Origin of the sequence: Micromonospora sp. NPDC047644, from assembly GCF_040704315.1 — a bacterium.
GTDB lineage: Bacteria > Actinomycetota > Actinomycetes > Mycobacteriales > Micromonosporaceae > Micromonospora.
In genome coordinates this window covers 1-17830 of record NZ_JBEYSY010000033.1, presented here as the reverse complement: position 1 = coordinate 17830, position 17830 = coordinate 1, and the positions used below count along the sequence as shown (strand labels likewise).

General features: G+C 72.6%; 15 protein-coding genes and 1 pseudogene. 12 read left to right on the top strand and 4 right to left on the bottom strand.

Annotated features, from left to right (window positions below; all coding sequences use genetic code 11):
* Nucleotides 1-244: 244 nt before the first annotated feature.
* Nucleotides 245-1333: an aldo/keto reductase gene (locus tag AB0877_RS31350; RefSeq protein WP_366613423.1), complete on the bottom strand. Its 1089-nt coding sequence runs from the start codon at nt 1331-1333 to the stop codon at nt 245-247.
* Between the two features lie 140 nt (nt 1334-1473).
* Between AB0877_RS31350 and AB0877_RS31345 the strand changes: the two genes are divergently transcribed.
* From AB0877_RS31345 to AB0877_RS31290, 12 genes are all read left to right on the top strand, one after another.
* Nucleotides 1474-2079, top strand: a complete 606-nt coding sequence (locus AB0877_RS31345; protein WP_366613422.1) for a TetR/AcrR family transcriptional regulator — start codon at nt 1474-1476, stop codon at nt 2077-2079.
* A 261-nt stretch (nt 2080-2340) separates the two neighbouring features.
* Entirely contained in the window at nt 2341-3957 is a 1617-nt protein-coding gene (locus tag AB0877_RS31340) for an ABC-F family ATP-binding cassette domain-containing protein (RefSeq protein WP_366613421.1), read from the top strand.
* A 282-nt stretch (nt 3958-4239) separates the two neighbouring features.
* Complete coding sequence (locus tag AB0877_RS31335; RefSeq protein ID WP_366613419.1) at nt 4240-5331, top strand: LacI family DNA-binding transcriptional regulator; 1092 nt, start codon at nt 4240-4242, stop codon at nt 5329-5331.
* Nucleotides 5328-6263 (top strand): sugar ABC transporter permease, encoded by a 936-nt coding sequence (locus AB0877_RS31330; protein ID WP_366613417.1) that lies wholly within the window; start codon nt 5328-5330, stop codon nt 6261-6263. The genes AB0877_RS31335 and AB0877_RS31330 overlap by 4 nt, the downstream gene beginning before the upstream one ends.
* A gap of 1 nt (nt 6264) precedes the next feature.
* The gene (locus tag AB0877_RS31325) at nt 6265-7104 is read left to right on the top strand and encodes a carbohydrate ABC transporter permease (RefSeq protein WP_088989072.1); all 840 of its coding nucleotides are present in this window, start codon (nt 6265-6267) and stop codon (nt 7102-7104) included.
* 37 nt (nt 7105-7141) lie between these two features.
* A complete protein-coding gene (locus AB0877_RS31320; protein WP_366613415.1) occupies nt 7142-8434 on the top strand; it encodes a sugar ABC transporter substrate-binding protein in 1293 nt (430 codons plus the stop codon).
* A gap of 4 nt (nt 8435-8438) precedes the next feature.
* Entirely contained in the window at nt 8439-9587 is a 1149-nt protein-coding gene (locus tag AB0877_RS31315) for an ADP-ribosylglycohydrolase family protein (protein ID WP_366613413.1), read from the top strand.
* Nucleotides 9584-10945 carry an ADP-ribosylglycohydrolase family protein gene (locus AB0877_RS31310; protein ID WP_366613411.1) on the top strand — a complete coding sequence of 454 codons (1362 nt, stop codon included), beginning with the start codon at nt 9584-9586 and terminating at the stop codon, nt 10943-10945. The genes AB0877_RS31315 and AB0877_RS31310 overlap by 4 nt, the downstream gene beginning before the upstream one ends.
* Nucleotides 10942-11880 (top strand): ribokinase, encoded by a 939-nt coding sequence (locus AB0877_RS31305; protein WP_366613409.1) that lies wholly within the window; start codon nt 10942-10944, stop codon nt 11878-11880. The genes AB0877_RS31310 and AB0877_RS31305 overlap by 4 nt, the downstream gene beginning before the upstream one ends.
* Nucleotides 11877-13826: an SUMF1/EgtB/PvdO family nonheme iron enzyme gene (locus tag AB0877_RS31300; RefSeq protein WP_366613407.1), complete on the top strand. Its 1950-nt coding sequence runs from the start codon at nt 11877-11879 to the stop codon at nt 13824-13826. Before AB0877_RS31305 ends, AB0877_RS31300 begins: the two co-directional genes overlap by 4 nt.
* Nucleotides 13823-15010: a CoA transferase gene (locus tag AB0877_RS31295; RefSeq protein WP_366613405.1), complete on the top strand. Its 1188-nt coding sequence runs from the start codon at nt 13823-13825 to the stop codon at nt 15008-15010. Before AB0877_RS31300 ends, AB0877_RS31295 begins: the two co-directional genes overlap by 4 nt.
* Complete coding sequence (locus AB0877_RS31290) at nt 15010-15831, top strand: CoA ester lyase (protein WP_366613403.1); 822 nt, start codon at nt 15010-15012, stop codon at nt 15829-15831. The genes AB0877_RS31295 and AB0877_RS31290 overlap by 1 nt, the downstream gene beginning before the upstream one ends.
* Nucleotides 15832-15909: 78 nt before the next feature.
* Here AB0877_RS31290 and AB0877_RS31285 read toward each other — a convergent pair whose 3' ends face one another.
* The 3 genes and pseudogenes from AB0877_RS31285 to AB0877_RS31275 all read right to left on the bottom strand — a co-directional run.
* Nucleotides 15910-16503, bottom strand: coding sequence for a DUF305 domain-containing protein (locus AB0877_RS31285; protein ID WP_366613401.1), 594 nt, complete (start codon nt 16501-16503; stop codon nt 15910-15912).
* 71 nt (nt 16504-16574) lie between these two features.
* The gene (locus tag AB0877_RS31280; protein ID WP_366613399.1) at nt 16575-17483 is read right to left on the bottom strand and encodes a DUF1996 domain-containing protein; all 909 of its coding nucleotides are present in this window, start codon (nt 17481-17483) and stop codon (nt 16575-16577) included.
* 257 nt (nt 17484-17740) lie between these two features.
* A pseudogene (locus tag AB0877_RS31275) lies at nt 17741-17830 on the bottom strand (phytochelatin synthase); the annotation flags it as partial.

Sequence of the window (17830 nt, the reverse complement as noted above, 5' to 3'; positions counted from 1 at the left end):
CGATCTGCGGCGGTCGGCGCGTGGCTGGGCATCGGCACCGCACCCGCCACGCTGGTCCTCGGCGCGGCGATGGCCGCCCGACACGGCGGGCCCCGCCCCAGCCCCGCCCCCGCCGATCTTGCACTTGCGGTTGTCGACATGAGTGGGACGCCCCTTATGTCGGGACAGAAAGTGCAAGATCGGCGAGGGCGAGGGCGAGGGCGGGGGCGGGGGCGGGGGCGGGGGCGGGACGGGGTTTGGTTTTTTACTTGGCGTTGAACACCGGCGGGGCGTAGCCGGCGGGCTTGTCGCCGATGGCGAGGCCGGGGCTGACCACCCAGGACTGGTACTGCGGGGTGAACATCACGTAGGGCACCCCGAGTTGCGGAGCGCTGGCCTCGTCGAGACGGCGACGGGCGTCGGCCGGGATCTCGAAGTCGAGCGCCTCGAAGTTGCTGCCGATCTGCTCGGGGCTGCTCGCGCCGATGATCACTGAGGCCACGGCCGGTTGGGTGGCTACCCAGTTGATCGCGACCTGGGCCATGCTGCGGCCCAGTTCGGTGGCGACGCTCTCCAGGGCGTCGATGACCTGCCAGTCGCTGGGGCTGATCTCGCGACCTCCGGCGTTGGGAGTGGTCAACCGGCCGGTCCCGCTCAGGCCGTCGTCGCTGCGCCGGTACTTGCCGCTGAGCAGGCCGCCGGCGATCGGGCTCCACGCGGTGAGCCCCATGCCCATCGTCTGGGCCATCGCCACGAACTCCGCCTCGATGTCGCGGCTCACCAGGGAGTACGGCAGTTGCAGGTTGATCATCGGGGCCAGGCCGTGCGCCTCGGCGTAGCTCTGCGCCCGGGCGGCGTACCAGGCCGGTACGTCGGAGAGACCGGCGTACCGGATCTTGCCGGCGCGTACCAGGTCGTCGAGGGTGTGCACGACCTCCTCGACGGGCGTGATCCGGTCCCAGGTGTGCAGCAGGTACAGGTCGATGTAGTCGGTGCCCAGTCGGCTCAGCGACGCCTCGACGGCCCGCATGATGTGCTTACGGCCGTTGCCACTCGCGTTCGGGTCGCTCGGGTCGACGGTGTTGGTGAACTTGCTGGTGAGCACGAGCCGTTCGCGCACGCCGGCCCGCTCGATCAGCCGACCGAGGATCTTTTCGCTCTCGCCGGCGGTGTAGAAGTCCGCCGTGTCGATGAAGTTCCCGCCCGATTCCAGATACCGGCGGAAGATCGGCTCGGCCTCCTCCTCGGTCTTTCCGTACGCGGCGTGGAACCCGTCGACGCCGAAGTTCATGGTGCCCAGCGCCAGCCGGCTCACCCGCAGACCCGACTTGCCGAGCAGGTAGTAGTGGTTCATCGTGGCGTCCTCTCGATCACGTGGCGGCCCCGAGCGGACCGTTTTCCAGACCTTTGCTCGACAAAATTGGACCTGCAAGTCCAAAACCCGAGCTAGGGTTGGACGGGCAGGCGCGAGGGGCAAGCGGTGAGGGAGGTCGCATGACAAGGGCGCTGACCCGCAAGGGCGAGGCCACCCGGGCGCGGATCGTCGCCGGCGCCGCCGCCGAGATCCGTGAGCGCGGCGTCGACGAGGTACGCCTCGAGGATGTGATGGCCCACACCGGCGCCAGCAAGGGTCAACTCTTCCACTATTTCCCGGACGGAAAGGAAGAACTGCTGCTGGCGGTGGCCCAGCACGAGGCCGACCAGGTCCTCCTCGACCAGGAGCCGATGCTCAGCAACCTGACGTCCTGGCCGGCCTGGCTGGCGTGGCGCGACCGGCTGATCGAGCGCTACCGGGCACAGGGGGTGAAATGCCCGCTCAACGGTCTGCTCGGCCAGACCGGACGGCGGGCGCCGGGCGCGCAGGCGATCGTGACCGGGCTCATGTGGCGCTGGCAGAACGCGATCGCCGACGGCGTCCGGCACATGCAGTCGACCGGGGACATTTCCGCGGACGTGGACGCCGACCGCGCCGCCGCGGCGCTGCTCGCCGGCATCCAGGGCGGCGTACTCCTGCTGCTCTCCACCGGAAAGACCGACCACCTGGAAGCGGCCCTCGATCTCACCATCGACTCCCTGCGGGCAAGTTCCCGGACGGCCTGATCGGGTCAGGATCTGCCGTTGGCCAACAGATCGTCGAGCACGGGCGGGAGCTGAGCCGGAGCCGGCACGGTTATTGTTGTGCCCGAGTTCTGGGAGATCGGAGCAGACGTGGCAGGTGACGACGACATCTCCGGGTGAGCACCCGGACCGGCCGCCGACGGGCGCGTGATCGCGCCTTCGTCGCCGCGGCCTCCGTCGTCATGTCCTGCTTGCGCCGGGGTGCCGGTGTGCGCCCCGGATCGTCGTCATCCGAGGTTCCCCATGCCCGTTCGACCTGCTCTCATCGCCCATGACCTCGTGCGGATCCGTGGCGACCGCCGGGTGCTCGACGGCGTCTCCCTGACCGCCGCGCCCGGCCACCGCATCGGCCTGATCGGCGAGAACGGCACCGGCAAGACGACCCTGTTGCGGGTCCTGGCCGGCATCGACGTACCCGAGTCCGGCACCGTCACTCGTCCACCGGACGTCGGCTTCCTGCACCAGGAACTACCGTTGCGGGCATCCGCCACCATCGCCGCCGTCCTCGACGACGCGCTGCGCGAGGCTCGCGCCGACCTCGCCGAGCTGGACCGGATCGGCGTCGCGCTCGCCGACGCGCCGGAGGGCACCGAGCGGCACGACCGGTTGCTGGCCGCGTACGGCGAGGTGCTGGAGCGGGCGCAGGACCGCGACGCCTGGGACGCCGACCGGCGTGCCGCCACGGTCCTCGACGGCCTCGGTCTCGGCGGGCTGCCCCACGACCGCATGGTGGGTGCGCTCTCCGGCGGGCAACGTGGTCGGCTCGCCCTGGCGGCGACGTTGATCCGCCGGCCGAGCGCGCTGCTGCTCGACGAGCCCACCAACCATCTCGACGACGCGGCGGCGGCGTTCTGCGAGGACCAGATCCGTGCCATGCCGGGAGTGGTCGTGGTGGCCAGTCACGACCGGGCCTTCCTGGACGCGGTCTGCACCGATCTCATCGACCTGGACCCGGCGGTCGACGGGCCGGTCCGCTTCGGCGGCGGCTACACCGCGTACCTGACGGCGAAGCGCGCCGAGGCGCAACGGTGGCGGCGGCGCTACGACGACGAGCAGGCGCTCCTCGCCGACCTGCGCGAGGCCGCCGCCGTGACCGGGCACCAGGTCGCCCCCGGCCGGGGCCCGCGCGACAGCGAGAAGATGGGGTACGGGCACACCGCCGGCCGTGTCCAGAACCAGATCTCCCGGCGCGTCCGCGACGCCGTCCGTCGACTGGAGACGATCGAGCGCGACCCCATTCCGGTGCCGGCGGAGCCGTTGCGCTTTCAGGCCAGGGCGCTCGCCGTCGGCGACAGTGACGGCCTCATCGTCACGGCGGAGCGGCTGGAGGTTCCCGGCCGACTGTGGGTGTCGCATCTGGAACTCAGGTCCCGCGACCGGCTGTTGGTGACCGGCTCCAACGGCGCTGGCAAGTCGACCCTGCTGGCCGTCCTCGCCGGCCGGCTGACCGGTGCCGGAGCGCTCTGGCGACGACCGGAACTGCGGATCGGCCTACTCACCCAGGACAGCGTCTTCGCGGATGCGCGGCGAACGGCCCGGCAGGTCTTCGAGGCGGCCGTCGGCGTGGCGCGGGCCGCTGCCGTACCGCTGTCGTCTCTCGGGCTGCTCGCCCCGGCGGACCTCGACCGCCCGGTGGCCGACCTGTCGGTGGGACAGCGCCGTCGGCTCGCCCTCGCGGTGCTCGTCGCCGATCCGCCGGAGCTGCTCCTGCTCGACGAGCCCACCAACCACCTCTCGCCGACGCTCTGCGACGAGTTGGAGGACGCGCTGGGCACCGGCCCGGGTGCCGTCGTGGTGGCCAGCCACGACCGCAGACTCCGCTCCCGCTGGCCCGGCCCACAGCTCCACCTCCTCACCTGAACCCACCCCCCACCCCACCCCACCCACCCCCCCACCCCCGAGCCGTTGATCATGAAGTTATTGCCACGACACGCCGCTGCGCAGGGCAACAACTTCATGATCAACGCAGGGGTTGCGGGGGTGAGCGGGTGTGCGGGTGGGGTGGGGGTCGGTGGGGGTCGGTGGGGTGGGGTGCGGGTTGCGGGGGTTGGAAACGTTTTCGTAACGGGCCCTTGACCTCTCCGCCACTTGCGGAGCAGACTCCCCGGAAACGTTTACAGCTATCGGGTGGAGGTGCCGAACGTGGGTCGTAAACGTTTACAGGAACCGGCGGACGGCCGGCCCACGGTGCACACCGTCGCCGCCCGCGCCGGCGTCTCCATCGCGTCGGCCTCGCGGGTGCTCAACGGCGTCGGCGGCAGCCCCGAGACGATCCGCAAGGTTCGTGCGGCGGCGGCGGAGGTGGGCTACGTGCCCAACGCGATCGCCCGGTCGTTGCAGTCCCAGCGCACCGGTCTGATCGCGCTCGCGGTGGAGGACATCGGCAACCCGGTCTACGTGGAGATGATGCGGGCCATCGAGGCCGTGGTCGCGTCCTCCGGGCGGCAACTGCTGGTGCACGCCACCGGCGGGCGGATCGACAACGAGACCGCGCTGCTGCGGCGACTGGCCAACCGCTACGTGGACGGCATGATCGTCTCGCCGATCCGGGTCACCGACGACCACCTCAGCGCGCTGGTGGACAGTCCGGTGCCGGTGGTGGTCGTCGGCCAGCTCGGCGCGGACGCGCCGATCGACAACGTGCGTACCGACTCGCGCCACGGTGTGGCGCTGGCCGTGGACCATCTCGTCGCCACCGGCCGACGGCGGATCGGTTTCGTCAACGGCCCGCTCGACACCGTTCCGGGCGCCGCCCGTGACGCCGGGTTCCGGGCCGCCCTGACCCGACACGGCATCCCGCTCGACGCCGAGCTGATCGAGGTCGGCGACTTCCAGTACGCGGCCGGCCGCGCCGCCACCGAGCGACTGCTCGCCCGCGCCGACCCGGACGCCCTGGTCTGCGCCAACGACCTCATCGCGGTCGGCGCGCTGCACGCCCTGCTGGTCGCCGGCCGTCGGGTGCCGCAGGACGTCGCCCTGGTCGGCATGGACGACACCGAACTGGCCCGGATGATGTTTCCCCAGCTCTCCAGCGTCTCGCTCGGCTCGGCCGAGCGTGGTCGCCGGGCCGCCGAACTGCTCCTGCACCGCATCGCCGACGCCACACTGCCGCCGCGCCGCGAGCAGGTGCCGCCAAGTCTCGTCGTTCGCGCGTCCAGCGCCGCGACCCTGCCGGTCCCTCGACCCGCCGGCCCACCCACCACCCACCCGTCCAGCGAAGGGGTGACCGCATGACCACCCTGACCGAGCGGCCGGACGTCGAACGGGCCGAGCCGGCCCGCCGGCCCAGCCGGTTCCGCTCCGACCGCACCACCATCTACCTTCTCCTGCTGCCGTCGCTGCTGCCGATCCTGGTGCTGTCGGTTTTCCCGCTGCTGCGCGGCATCTACCTCGGATTCACCGACGCTCGCGCCGGTCGCAACGTCGAGGTCAGCTTCACCGGCCTGGCCAACTACCGGGACCTCCTCGGCGACGAGCTGTTCTGGAACTCGTTCAAGATCGGCCTTCTCTGGGCGGTCGGGGTGACCGTGTTGCAGTTCCTGCTCGCCCTCGGGCTGGCGCTGCTGCTCAACCAGCAACTGCGGTTCCGCGGTGTGGCGCGGGTGCTGGCCGTCGTGCCCTGGGCGATGCCGCCCGTCGTCGTCGGCATCCTGTGGAAGCTCGTCTACCACCCCGACGCCGGCCTGATCAACGAGTTCTTCCACCGCGTCGGCGCCGACGGACTGCGGACGAACTGGCTGGGCGACTTCAGCACCGCCCTGCCCGCGGTGATCATCGTCGGGGTCTGGGCGGGCATGCCGCAGACCACCGTCGTCCTGCTGGCCGGCCTGCAGGGCGTGGGACGTGAGCTGCACGAGGCGGCGGCGGTGGACGGGGCGAGCACCTGGCACCGGTTCCGACACGTCACGCTGCCCGCGCTGGCGCCGGTGATCGTGGCGATCACCTCGCTGGACTTCATCTGGAACTTCAACTCGTTCGGCCTGGTCTACGTGCTGACCGCGGGTGGGCCGGGCGGCAAGACGATGCTGCCGATGCTGTTCGCGTACGAGGAGGCGTTCCGCTACGGCAACTACGGCTACGCGGCGGCACTCGGCAACGTCATGGTCGTGATCATCATCGCGCTGCTCGCGGTCTATCTCCGTCGCCGGCTCAGGGAGGCGAACTGACATGTTCGGAAAACCGAGCCGCACGAGCCGGACTCTGCAGTACCTGGCGCTCGCCGGCTACCTGATCTTCCTCGGGTTCCCGCTGGTCTGGCTGCTCTCCACGGCGTTCAAACCGCCGCGCGAGCTGGTCCGCCTGCACCCGACGTTGATCCCGGACAACCCGACACTGCAGAACTTCGTGCAGGCGTTCACCGAACAGGAGCTGGGCCGCGCGGCGCTCAACAGCCTCCAGGTCTCGCTCGCCTCGGCCGTGCTGACCGTGCTGGTCGCCATGCCCGCGTCGTACGCCCTCGCCCGGTTCCGCTCCAAGCTCGGCACCGCCGCGCTGGGCTGGGTGCTGCTGTCCCAGCTCTTCCCGTTCGTCCTGCTGATCATCCCGATCTTCCTGGTGCTGCGGCAGGTCGGTCTGGCCAACACGCACGCCGGGCTGGTGCTGATCTACGTGGTCTGGGCGCTGCCGTTCGCGCTGTGGATGTTGCAGGGCTTCGTCCGCAACATCCCTCGGGAGTTGGAGGAGGCGGCCTCGGTCGACGGCGCGAGCCGCGTGCAGGTGCTGCGCCGGGTGGTGTTCCCGCTGCTCGCCCCGGGCCTCGTGGCGACCGCCCTGTTCTCCTTCATCTCGGCCTGGAACGAGTTCTTCTTCGCCCTGGTCCTGATCAAGACTCCGGAGCTGGCCACCCTGCCGGTGGCGCTGGCCCGGTTCGTCGGCATCGAGGGCACCGCCCGACTGGGGCCGCTGGCCGCCGGTTCGCTACTCGCCACCCTGCCCAGCCTGATCTTCTTCGCGTTCATGCAGCGCCGGCTCTCGTCCGGGTCGCTCGCGGGCGCGGTCAAGGGCTGAGGCGTCCCCCGAACCACCACCAAGGAGGTAACCCCCCATGCTTCGTACCCGATTCCGTCGACTCGCGGCGGCCGCCGCGGTCGCGGTCGTCGGCCTCGGCGCGCTCAGCGCGTGCGGGTCCGGCGGCGACGACGAGGCCGGCTCCGGCCCCGCCAAGCTGCGCTTCCTCAGCCTCGCCTGGCAGAAGGAGTCGCTCCAGGTCAACAAGGACCTGGTCGCCAAGTGGAACGCCGAGCACCCGGACATCCAGGTCGAGTACGTCCAGGGTGACTGGAACTCGGTCCACGACCAGCTGCTGACCTCCTTCGAGGGCGGCGACGCGCCGGACATCGTGCACTACGAGGCGTCCTCGATCGGCGAGTTCAGCAAGCAGGGCTATCTGGCCGACCTCTCCGACCTGGTCTCCGACGACCTCAAGGGGCAGATCGACAAGGGCATCTGGGACACCGCCACCACCGACGGCAAGGTCACCGGCGTGCCGTTCCTGCTGGAGTCGCAGGTCGTCATCGCCAACAAGAAGCTGCTCGACGCCGCGGGTGTCGCGGTCCCGCCGGCCGACGGCGGTTGGACCTGGGACGAGTTCCAGAGCAACGCGCAGAAGCTCACCAAGCCCGGCCAGTACGGCGCGGCGTGGGCGTTGAAGTCGCCGACCAACCGGGTGCTCAACCTGGCGCTCAACTACGACGGCAGGTTCTTCTACGGCGACGGTGGGCGCACCGAGGTCAAGGTCGGCGACGCGGAGAAGGAGATCCCGAAGCGGATCCACGACATGCTCTACACCGCCAAGTCCGCCTCGCCGGAGGCGCTCGGCATGAGCGGCGCGGACACCCTGCCCGGCTTCTTCGGCGGCAAGTACGCGATGCTGCCCGGCTCGGTGTCGCTGCGCCAGCAGATGGTCGAGCAGGCGCCGGCCGGCTTCGAGTGGGTCACCCTGCCCCCGATCAAGGGCCTCTCCACCAAGCAGGCCGCCAACCCGCAGACGCTGTCGATCTCCGAGGACAGCAGGCACAAGAAGCAGGCCGCGCAGTTCCTGGAGTACTTCCTCAACCCGACCAACATGGCCGCCCTGGCCAAGGGCGACTGGCTGGTGCCGACCGGCAAGCAGGCCAACGAGCAACTGGTCACGCTCACCGACGGCAAGCAGGGCTGGGACGTCGCCGCGGACAGCGCCACGGACCTGACCGTCGCCCCGTTCCAGCAGGCCGACGGCTACCCGGAGTGGAAGACCAAGTACGCCACCCCGGCTCTCCAGCAGTACTTCGCCAACAAGATCACCCTCGATCAGCTCGGCACGCAGCTGGTCGACGGTGGCAAGCAGGTTCTGAGGTAACGACATGTCACTCTTGCTCGACACATCGGTTGGTTGCCTGGTCGGCGCCGCGGTCGGAGATGCCCTGGGTGGCGCCACCGAGACGGCGCTGCCCGAGCAGATCCGGGCCCGCTTCGGCGGCTGGGTCGAGGGCATCGTGCCCCCGTACCACGCCGACTGGGCCACCGCGCGACCCCTCGCGCCGTACCACAAGGGCGACGGGCACCTCACCGACGACACGTTGATGACCCACGCCCTGGTCCGCGCCTACGCGGCCAAACGGGACCACCTGGATGCCTTCGACGTGGTGGACCTGCTGGTTCCCGACCTGATCGAGCGGGTGGTCTACATCCCCGACCTGGAGCGCGACGGGGTGACCTTCCACCGGCTCGCCGCCGCCGAACGGTGGCTGGTCACCCGACTGCACCACGCCCACGCGGACCCCCGCGAGGCCGGGGTCGGCAACATCGTCAACTGTGGCGCGGCCATGTACATGGCACCGGTCGGCATCGTCAACGCGGGCGACCCGGCCGGGGCGTACGCCGAGGCCGTGGAGATCGCCGGCGCGCACCAGCACAGCTATGGGCGGGAGGCCGCCGCCGTGTTCGCGGCCTCGGTCGCGGCGGCCGCGACCCCCGGCGCGGGCGTCGAGGACGTCGTCTCCGCAGCCCTGGACGTGGCCCGTGACGGCACCCGCGCGGCCATTGACGCAGTGGTCAAGGAGGCTCGCGGCCACCACGACTGGAAGCAGGCCATCCCGGCGCTGCGGGCCGCGGTCGCCCCCTACGACACGGTGGGGGAGGAGTACCGCAGCCCCGGCCTCGGCGCGCGGCGGCCCAGTCGCCTGCACGCCATCGAGGAGCTGCCGGTGGCTCTCGGCATGCTCGTGGTGGCCGGCGGCGACTTCCGGGCCGCGGTGCTCGGCTCGGTCAACTACGGCCGCGACGCCGACTCCACCGCCACCATGGCCGCCGCCATCGCCGGGGCGCTCGGTGGCGCGGCGGCGGTGCCGGCGGAATGGTCCGACGTGGTCGCCACCGCCTCCAAGACCGACCTGGTGGAACCGGCCCGGGTCCTCGCGACGGTGGCCGGTGAGGTCTTCGAGCGCGACCAGGCCCGGTTCGCCCGCCGAGCCGACCGCTTCGCCGCGCTGGCGCAGGAGTCGACCCGGTGAGGATCACTTGGGTTCAACCGGAGGACCTGCTGCCGCACGAGTTGGCCGCCAGCCGGGACGAGGGACGCGACGTCACCGCGCTCGCCGCGCGCTGGACGGCGGCCGGCGGGGACCTCACCCCGCCGGTCAGCGGGGCGTCGGTGAACCCGGCGTCGCCGCGGCTGCGGGCCCTCGCCACGGAGCTGCTGGACGCCGCCGACGCGTTGCCCGCCGTCGACACCACCGACGAGGCCGACGACCTGGCCTCGCTGCGCGCCGGGTGGCCGACCACCTGGTCGCTGCCGACCGAGGCGGCGTACGACCGGCTGCACGGCGGGTGGCTCGGCCGGGCGGTCGGCTGCCTGCTCGGCAAGCCGGTGGAGAAGATCCCCCGCGCGGGCATCCGGGAGATCCTCACCGCTACCGACCGGTGGCCACTGGGCGACTGGTTCACCGCGAAGGGGCTCCCGGCCGACGTGGCCGCCCGCTGGCCGTGGAACCGGCGCAGCGCGCCGACCAGCCTCGCCGAGAACATCGACGGGATGCCCGAGGATGACGACCTGAACTACGCGCTGCTGGCCCTGCGCGTGCTGGAGACGCACGGTCGGGGCTTCACCAGCGCCGACGTGGCGCAGGCGTGGCTGGACTGGCTGCCCGGCGGGCGGGTCTTCACCGCCGAGCGGGTGGCCTACCGCAACCTGCTGCTCGGCTACCCGCCGCCGCAGAGCGCCCGCCGGCACAACCCGTTCCGGGAGTGGATCGGCGCGCAGATCCGCACCGACGTGTACGGCTGGGTCAACCCCGGCCGGCCGGACCGCGCCGCCGAGCTGGCGGTGCGCGACGCGACGGTCAGCCACGTCCGGGGCGGGGTGCACGGCGCGATCTGGGCGGCGGCCCTGGCCGCCGCGGCCCCGGTCGCGAACACCGTGGACGAGGTGCTGGACGCCGCCGAGGCGGTGCTGCCGCCGAACAGCCGGTTCGCCGCCACGGTCCGGGAGGCACGTGCCCTCGGCGCGGGCACCGACGACTGGGAGAGCGTCGTCGACGAGCTGTACGCCCGACACGGCCACCTGCACTGGGTGCACGTGCGCAACAACGCGGCGCTGGTGGCCGCCGCCCTGGCGTACGGGCGGGGGGACCTGGAACGGTCGATCACCGCCGTGGTCAGCGGCGGCTGGGACACCGACTCGACCGGCGCGACGGTCGGCGCGGTGACCGGAGCGCTCACCGGCGCGTCCGGGTTGCCGCAGCGCTGGGTCGCCCCGCTGCGCAACCGGCTGGCCAGCAGCATCGCCGGCTTCGACGGGATCGGCTTCGACGAGCTGGCCGGGCGGACCCTCGCCCTGGCGCAGCCGGCGACGGAAGGGAGGGTGGCATGAGCGCGCGGGTGGCGGTGGTGGGCAGCAGCAACCTGGACCTGGTGGTCACGGCGACGCGACTGCCCAGCCCCGGTGAGACGGTGCTCGGCGAGAACTTCCGGACCGTAGCCGGCGGCAAGGGCGCCAACCAGGCCGTCGCCGCCGCCCGGGCCGGTGCGGCCTGCGACTTCGTGGGCGCGGTGGGCGACGACGAGTTCGGTACCCGGATGCGGGCGAGTCTCGTCGACGCCGGCGTGGACGTCCGGGGTCTGCGGACCGCTGCCGGCCCCTCCGGTGTCGCGTTGATCGCTGTCGACCGGGACGCGGAGAACTTCATCCTGGTCGCGCCCGGCGCCAACGGCACGCTGACCGAGCTGGACGCGGACGACCGGGCGACGATCGCGGCGGCCGACGTGCTGCTGCTGCAACTGGAGGTGCCGCTGACCGCGGTGCTCCAGGCGGCGAGCTGGGCCCGGGCCGACGGCACCACGGTGGTGCTGAACGCCGCGCCGGCCGCCGCGCTGCCCGCCGCCCTGCTCGACCTGGTCGACGTGCTGGTGGTCAACGAGCACGAGGCGGCGGTCGTCGCCGAGGTCACCTCCGACGACCCGCCGGTGCTGCTCGACGCCCTGCTGAAGCTGGTGCCCCGGGTGGTGCTCACCCTCGGCGCGCGCGGGGCAGCGTACGCCGATCGACACGGCCTGCGTCTCGCGGTCCCGGCGCCGCAGATCGACGCGGTGGACACCACCGCCGCCGGTGACGCGTTCACCGGCGCGCTCGCCGTGAGCTGGGCCGAACGCGGCGGCGCCAGCAACGAGGACACCGTCACCGCCAGCCTGCGCTGGGCCTGCGCCGCCGGCGCGGCCTGTGCCCAGCGGCCCGGAGCGTCCACCGCCCTGCCCGACCGGCCGGCCATCGACGCCCTCTACGACGCGACCTACCGAGGTGCACCGTGAGCTTCAACCCGTACGTCCCGCGCCCGATCGACCGGCCGACCGAGGTGCCGTTGGGCGGGCACGCCGACCTGAGCACCCTGGACGAGGCGAAGATCTTCGCCGCCCCCGCCGACCTGGCCGACTGGCCGGCCTGGCGGGAACAGATCGCCCGGTGGCGGGTCGACGCCCGGGAGCGGATCGGCTACGTCGGCGAGCACTACGACGAGATCGCCGGTGACTGCTTCAGCGTCTGCCTGGCCTGGCTCTGGGACGAGACGCTCTACGACCACGAACGCGGCGTCTTCACCGTCGACGAGTTCCTCGACGCGGCCGGGCGGGACTTCGGCGGCTTCGACGGGGTGGTGCTCTGGCACGCGTACCCGGTCATCGGCCTCGACGACCGCAACCAGTTCGACTGGTACCGGGACGTGCCCGAGCTGCCCGATGTGGTGCGCGCGTTCCAGCAGCGTGGGGTGCGGGTCTTCGTCGACTACAACCCGTGGGACACCGGCACCCGGCGCGAGGTGGGCAGTGACGCCGAGGAGGTCGCCACGCTGGCCGGCAAGCTCGGCGTCGACGGGGTCTTCCTGGACACCCTCAAGGAGGGCGCCGGGGAGCTGCGCGCCGCGCTGGACGCGGTGCGCCCCGGCATGGTCCTGGAGGGCGAGAGCCGGGTGCCGCTGGCCCGCATCGCCGACCACGCCCTGTCCTGGGCGCAGTGGTTCGCCGACTCCGAGGTGCCCGGTGTGCTGCGGGCGAAGTGGTTCGAGCGACGGCACGTGCTGCACCACACCCGGCGCTGGCATCGCGACCACCTCGACGAGCTGCACTCGGCCTGGCTCAACGGCGTCGGCGTGCTGGTCTGGGAGAGCGTCTTCGGCGTCTGGGTCGGCTGGAACGAGCGCGACCGCGCGGTGCTGCGGGCGATGCGCCGGGTGCAGAGCAGCCACGCGGCGTGGTTGCGCGCCGAGGACTGGGTGCCGCTCGCCGACCACCCCGGCGACGGCCAGGTGTACGCGTCCCGCTGGACGCACGACGACGAGCCGCTGTGGACGGTGGTGAACCGGGGCGCGGACCACGACGGCCCGTGGCTGGTCACCGACCCGAGCGCTGGCCGACACTTCGTCGACCTGGTCACCGGTGCCGCGTTGACCGTCACCGAGACCGCCGACGGTCGACTGGCGGTGGGCGGCCCGCTCCCCGCCGGCGCGATCGCGGCCGTCGCGCGCGGACCCGCCTCCGCGCACCGGCACGAGCCGCCGACCGGCGACCCGTCCTTCCCGGCCCGCGAGGCGGTACGCTTCCGTACCCCGTGGGCGCCCCGACCGCAGGTGCCGCCGGGCCTGGTCGCCGTCGAGGGCGGCCGGCACGACCTGGTCGTCCGGCACCGGGTACGGGAGACCGGGCTGTACGGCGAAGCGCCCTACGTCGACGAGTGGAAGCCCCTGCCGCCCCGGCTGCACCACCCCGGCACGCTGCGGCGCAGTGTGCGCCTCGGCCGGTTCGCCATCGCCGTGCACGAGGTCACCCACGGCGAGTACGCCGAGTTCCTGCGCGCCGCCGGCTATGTTCCGGTGCGCCCGGAGCGGTTCACCGCCGGCTCCGGTCCGGCCGACGCCCCGGTCACCGGGGTCGACCTGGCCGACGCGCGGGCGTACGCGGCGTGGGCCGGGCTGCGCCTGCCCACCGAGGACGAGTGGCAGGTCGCCGCCGAGGCGGGGCTGCTCGTACGGCGGGAACCGCTGGTGTGGAACCTGACCGAGAGCGAGCACTCCGACGGTCGTACCCGCTTCGTTATCCTCAAGGGCGGTGCCCAGTACCGGGCGCAGGGCTCCGACTGGTACCTCGACGGCGGCCCGCAACCGGCGGACGTGTCGGTGAAGCTGCTGCTCACCGGTGCCGGTCTCGCCCGCTCCGAACAGGTCGGCTTCCGTTGTGCGGCCGACCTGCCGGAGGTGACCCGGTGACCGCGCCACTGGACGGCGTCAAGGTCGTCGACCTGGCCACCCTCTTCGCCGGGCCGCTTGCGGCGGCGTTCCTCGGTGACTTCGGCGCCGACGTGATCAAGGTGGAGCATCCGGCGAAGCCGGACCCGTCCCGGGGGCACGGCCCGGCCCGCGACGGTGTCGGGCTCTGGTGGAAGGTGCTCGGGCGCAACAAGCGCACCGTCACCCTCAACCTCTCCGACCCCGACGGCGCGGCATTGCTGCGCCGGCTGCTGGCCGACGCCGACGTGCTGGTGGAGAACTTCCGCCCCGGCACCCTGGAACGGTGGGGGCTCGGCCCGGCCGAGCTGCACGCCGTCAACCCCCGGCTGGTGATCGCGCGGATCAGCGGGTTCGGGCAGGCCGGCCCGTACGCCCGCCGGCCCGGCTTCGGCACCCTCGCCGAGGCGATGAGCGGTTTCGCCGCGGCCACCGGGGAACCGGACGGGCCGCCCACGCTGCCACCGTTCGGGCTGGCCGACTCGGTGAGCGCGCTCGCCGCCGCGTACGCGGTGATGCTCGCCCTGCGGGCCCGCGACGTCACCGGCACCGGGCAGGTGGTCGACCTCGCCATCATCGAGCCGATCATGGCGATGCTCGGGCCGCAGGTCACCTGGTACGACCAGCTCGGCTACCTCCAGCCCCGGCTGGGCAACCGCTCCAACAACAACGCCCCGCGCAACACGTACCGCTGCGCCGACGGGCGCTGGGTGGCGGTCTCCACCAGCGCGCAGAGCATCGCCGAGCGGGTGCTGCGGCTGGTCGGCCGCGGCGAGCTGATCGACGAGCCGTGGTTCGCCACCGGCAGCGGGCGGGCCGCCCACGCCGACGAGTTGGACGCGGCGGTGAGCGCCTGGGTGTCGCAACGCGACCGCGACGAGGTGGTGGCCGCGTTCGAGGAGGCCCAGGCCGCGGTCGCCCCCGTCTACGACGTGCGCGACATCCTCGCCGACCCGCAGTACGCCGCGCTGGGCACCGTGCGCACCGTGCCGGACGAGGAACTGGGCGAGGTACGGATGCAGAACGTGCCGTTCCGCCTCACCGAGACGCCCGGCGAGATCCGGCACGCCGGCCGGCGGCACGGCCAGGACACCGACACGGTCTTCGGCGCGCTCGGCCTGAGCGCCGAGGAGTTGGCCGCGCTGCGCGAGCGGGGGGTGCTCTGATGCTGTTGAGCTGGCTCTACGTACCCGGCGATCGCCCGGACCGGTTCGCCAAGGCGGTCGCCTCCGGTGCCGACGCGGTCATCCTCGACCTGGAGGACGCCGTGGTCGCCGGACGCAAGGCGTACGCCCGGGACGCCGTCGCCGAGTTCCTCACCGAGGCGCACCCGGTGCCCGTGCAGGTCCGGGTCAACGAACTGACCGGCCCCGACCTCGATGCCGACCTGACGGCGGTGGTGGGCCGGCCCGGGTTGGCCGGGCTGCGGCTGCCGAAGGTCGAGTCGGCCGCGACGCTGGCGGCCCTCACCGAACGGGTCGACGTGCCCCTGCACCCGCTGATCGAGTCGGCGGCCGGGCTGGAGGCCGCGTACCCGATCGCCGCCGCCCACCCGGCGGTGGCCTCGATCGGGCTCGGTGAGGCCGACCTGCGCTCGGATCTGGGGGTGAGCGACGACGACGGGCTGCTCTGGGCGCGCGGCCGGGTGGTGGTCGCGGCCCGCGCGGCCGGTCTGGCCCCACCGGCCATGTCGGTGTACGCCGACGTCGTCGACCTCGCCGGTCTGGCCGCCTCCTGCGCGACGGGCCGACGGCTCGGCTTCCTCGGTCGTGCGGCGATCCACCCACGCCAGCTTCCGGTGATCGTCGACGCGTTCCGGCCGGCCGACCGGGAGGTGGCCCGCGCCGCGGAGCTGCTGGCCGCCGTGGCGGACGCACACCAGCGCGACTCGGGGACAGTGGTCCTGCCCGACGGTCGGTTCGCCGACCGGGCGATGGTGGCCGCCGCCCGGCGCGTCGTCGATCTCGCCGCCCGCTACGCCGCCTGAGCCTCGTCGGCTGTTCCACGTCGTCGGTGTGGTCACCCGCCTCGGGCCGGCCCGCCCGGCCGCCCACTGAGCCCGCGGCTACGCGGGGTCGAGGTGATCGAGTCGTTCGAGGTCGGCGGTGCCGGACCGCGCCACGGCCGCCGCCAGCGCGACGGTCGCCGGCTGGACTCCGCTCTGCTGCTCCGCGGTGGCGATCCGGACCGACTGTGCGAGATGCGCCCGCAGGTGCCCGGCGAGCAGGCGGTGAAACGGCTGCCCGTTGGCCGCTCGCAGCGCGGCCATCTCCTGCGCGGTGGCCATGCCCGGCATGTCGTGGCCCTCGTGCGGATTCGTGGTCGGGGCGGCGGCGTCGGCCAGTAGCCGGCGGGCGGAGTCCAGATCGGCGCGCCGGGTGGTCGCCACCTGGGTGGCCGTCTGCCGCCAGGCCGGGTCGGTGGTCCGCGCCGGCACCAGCTCGAGCACGGGCAGCAGGCGTTCGGTCATCGCCACGGTCAGTTGCAGCCAGGCGACGTCGGTGGGGTTGAACGCCGTACCCGTGGGGGTCGGCGCGGTCGTCGCCGCTGGCGCGGCCGCAGGTGGCGTGGCGGTGCTGGCCGCGTCCCGGGACCCGGGGCCGCAGCCGGCGACGAGCAGCACGGCGACGAGCGCCGTGGACACTGCGCGCTGGCGCATCCGATCTCCCTTCCCGACCAGGCCGGCGGGCCCGGGTGACCGGACCCGCCGCCGTGGCGCGGAGCTGTCGCTCAGATCGGTCGGCCGTCGTGACCGCACTTGATGACGGGACGGATGCAGTCCTGGACCCGGCGGGCCAACTCCGCCACCGGCCAGGCGTTGAAGAAGTCGCCGTGCATGGTGTAGCCCGGCCCGGAGGCCAGCCGGAACCGCGACGGATCGCCGGTGACCGGGTACCGCAGCACCTGGCGCAACTTCGGCACGTGCACCGGGTGGGTGCTCGGGCAGGCCTGGTTCACCGGGTACGCCAGGTGGCTCTTGTGGTCCGGCGAGTCGAGGTCACGGCCGTTCCAGCACTGCGGGAAGTCCAGGTACGACTCCAGCATCGTGCCCGACGGGCAGTTGACGAAGTCCTTCGACGGCGGCACGTGCCCGGCGTGCAGGCAGGACCAGCGGGCGATGCTGTCGTTCGGCCCGGTGGCTTTCGCGTTGCCGGCGACGAGCCGCAGCCCGAGCGGGAACGGCTGGGTGTTCGCGACGACGTCGGCGCGTACGCCCTCGCCCAGGTAGTAGAACGTGGCGATTGCCGGCTCCACCGCGACGTTGTCCCGGTAGAGGGTCGGCACCCAGTACGACGAGACGTCCACCCGCGGGTTGCAGGTGGTGGGCGAGTTGACCAGGTCGGGCAGGGTGGTCCTGGCGTTCGTCACAGTGCTGCCGAAGAAGCTGTGCATGTGCGAGGCCCCGGGCAGCCCGGGGAAGATGATCGGGTCGTCCGGCAGCCGGTGGCTGTAGGTGCAGTCGGCGGGGAACTCGGCGACCCGGATGACGTTGGTGCCGAAGTCGGCTCCGCCGGGGGCGGCGTCGGCCCGGTTGGTGGTGGACACCAGGTACGTGCCGAGTAGCACCAGCAGGGCGCCGATCGCCGTGGCGAGGCGCAGTCGGCGGGGGATGCCGGAGAGGGGTGCGGCCCTGTCCATCGTGACTCCTGTCGGGGGACGGGTCAGGGACAGCTCCGGTGCCGCCGCCGAAGGCATCGGAGTTGTGCCTGGCCAGACTGGGTGGTGGCCGGTTGGGCCGGTGCGAGAGAGCGCTCTCACTGCTCCCCAGCCTCACGCTGAAGTCGACAATTGTCAATACGTGCCGCAGATGGTGGAAAGACGACGAAGGGCCGGGCCCTGGTGGGGGTCCGGCCCTTCGGTGTGTGCTGGGCGTGCTGGTGGTGCTTGTCGGGGGGTCAGCTGGTGGCGTAGCCGCGGGTGGCGATCCAGTCGGCGAGGTGCTCGACGCTGATCTGGTAGGCGGCCTGGTTGGCGTCGGCGGAGTC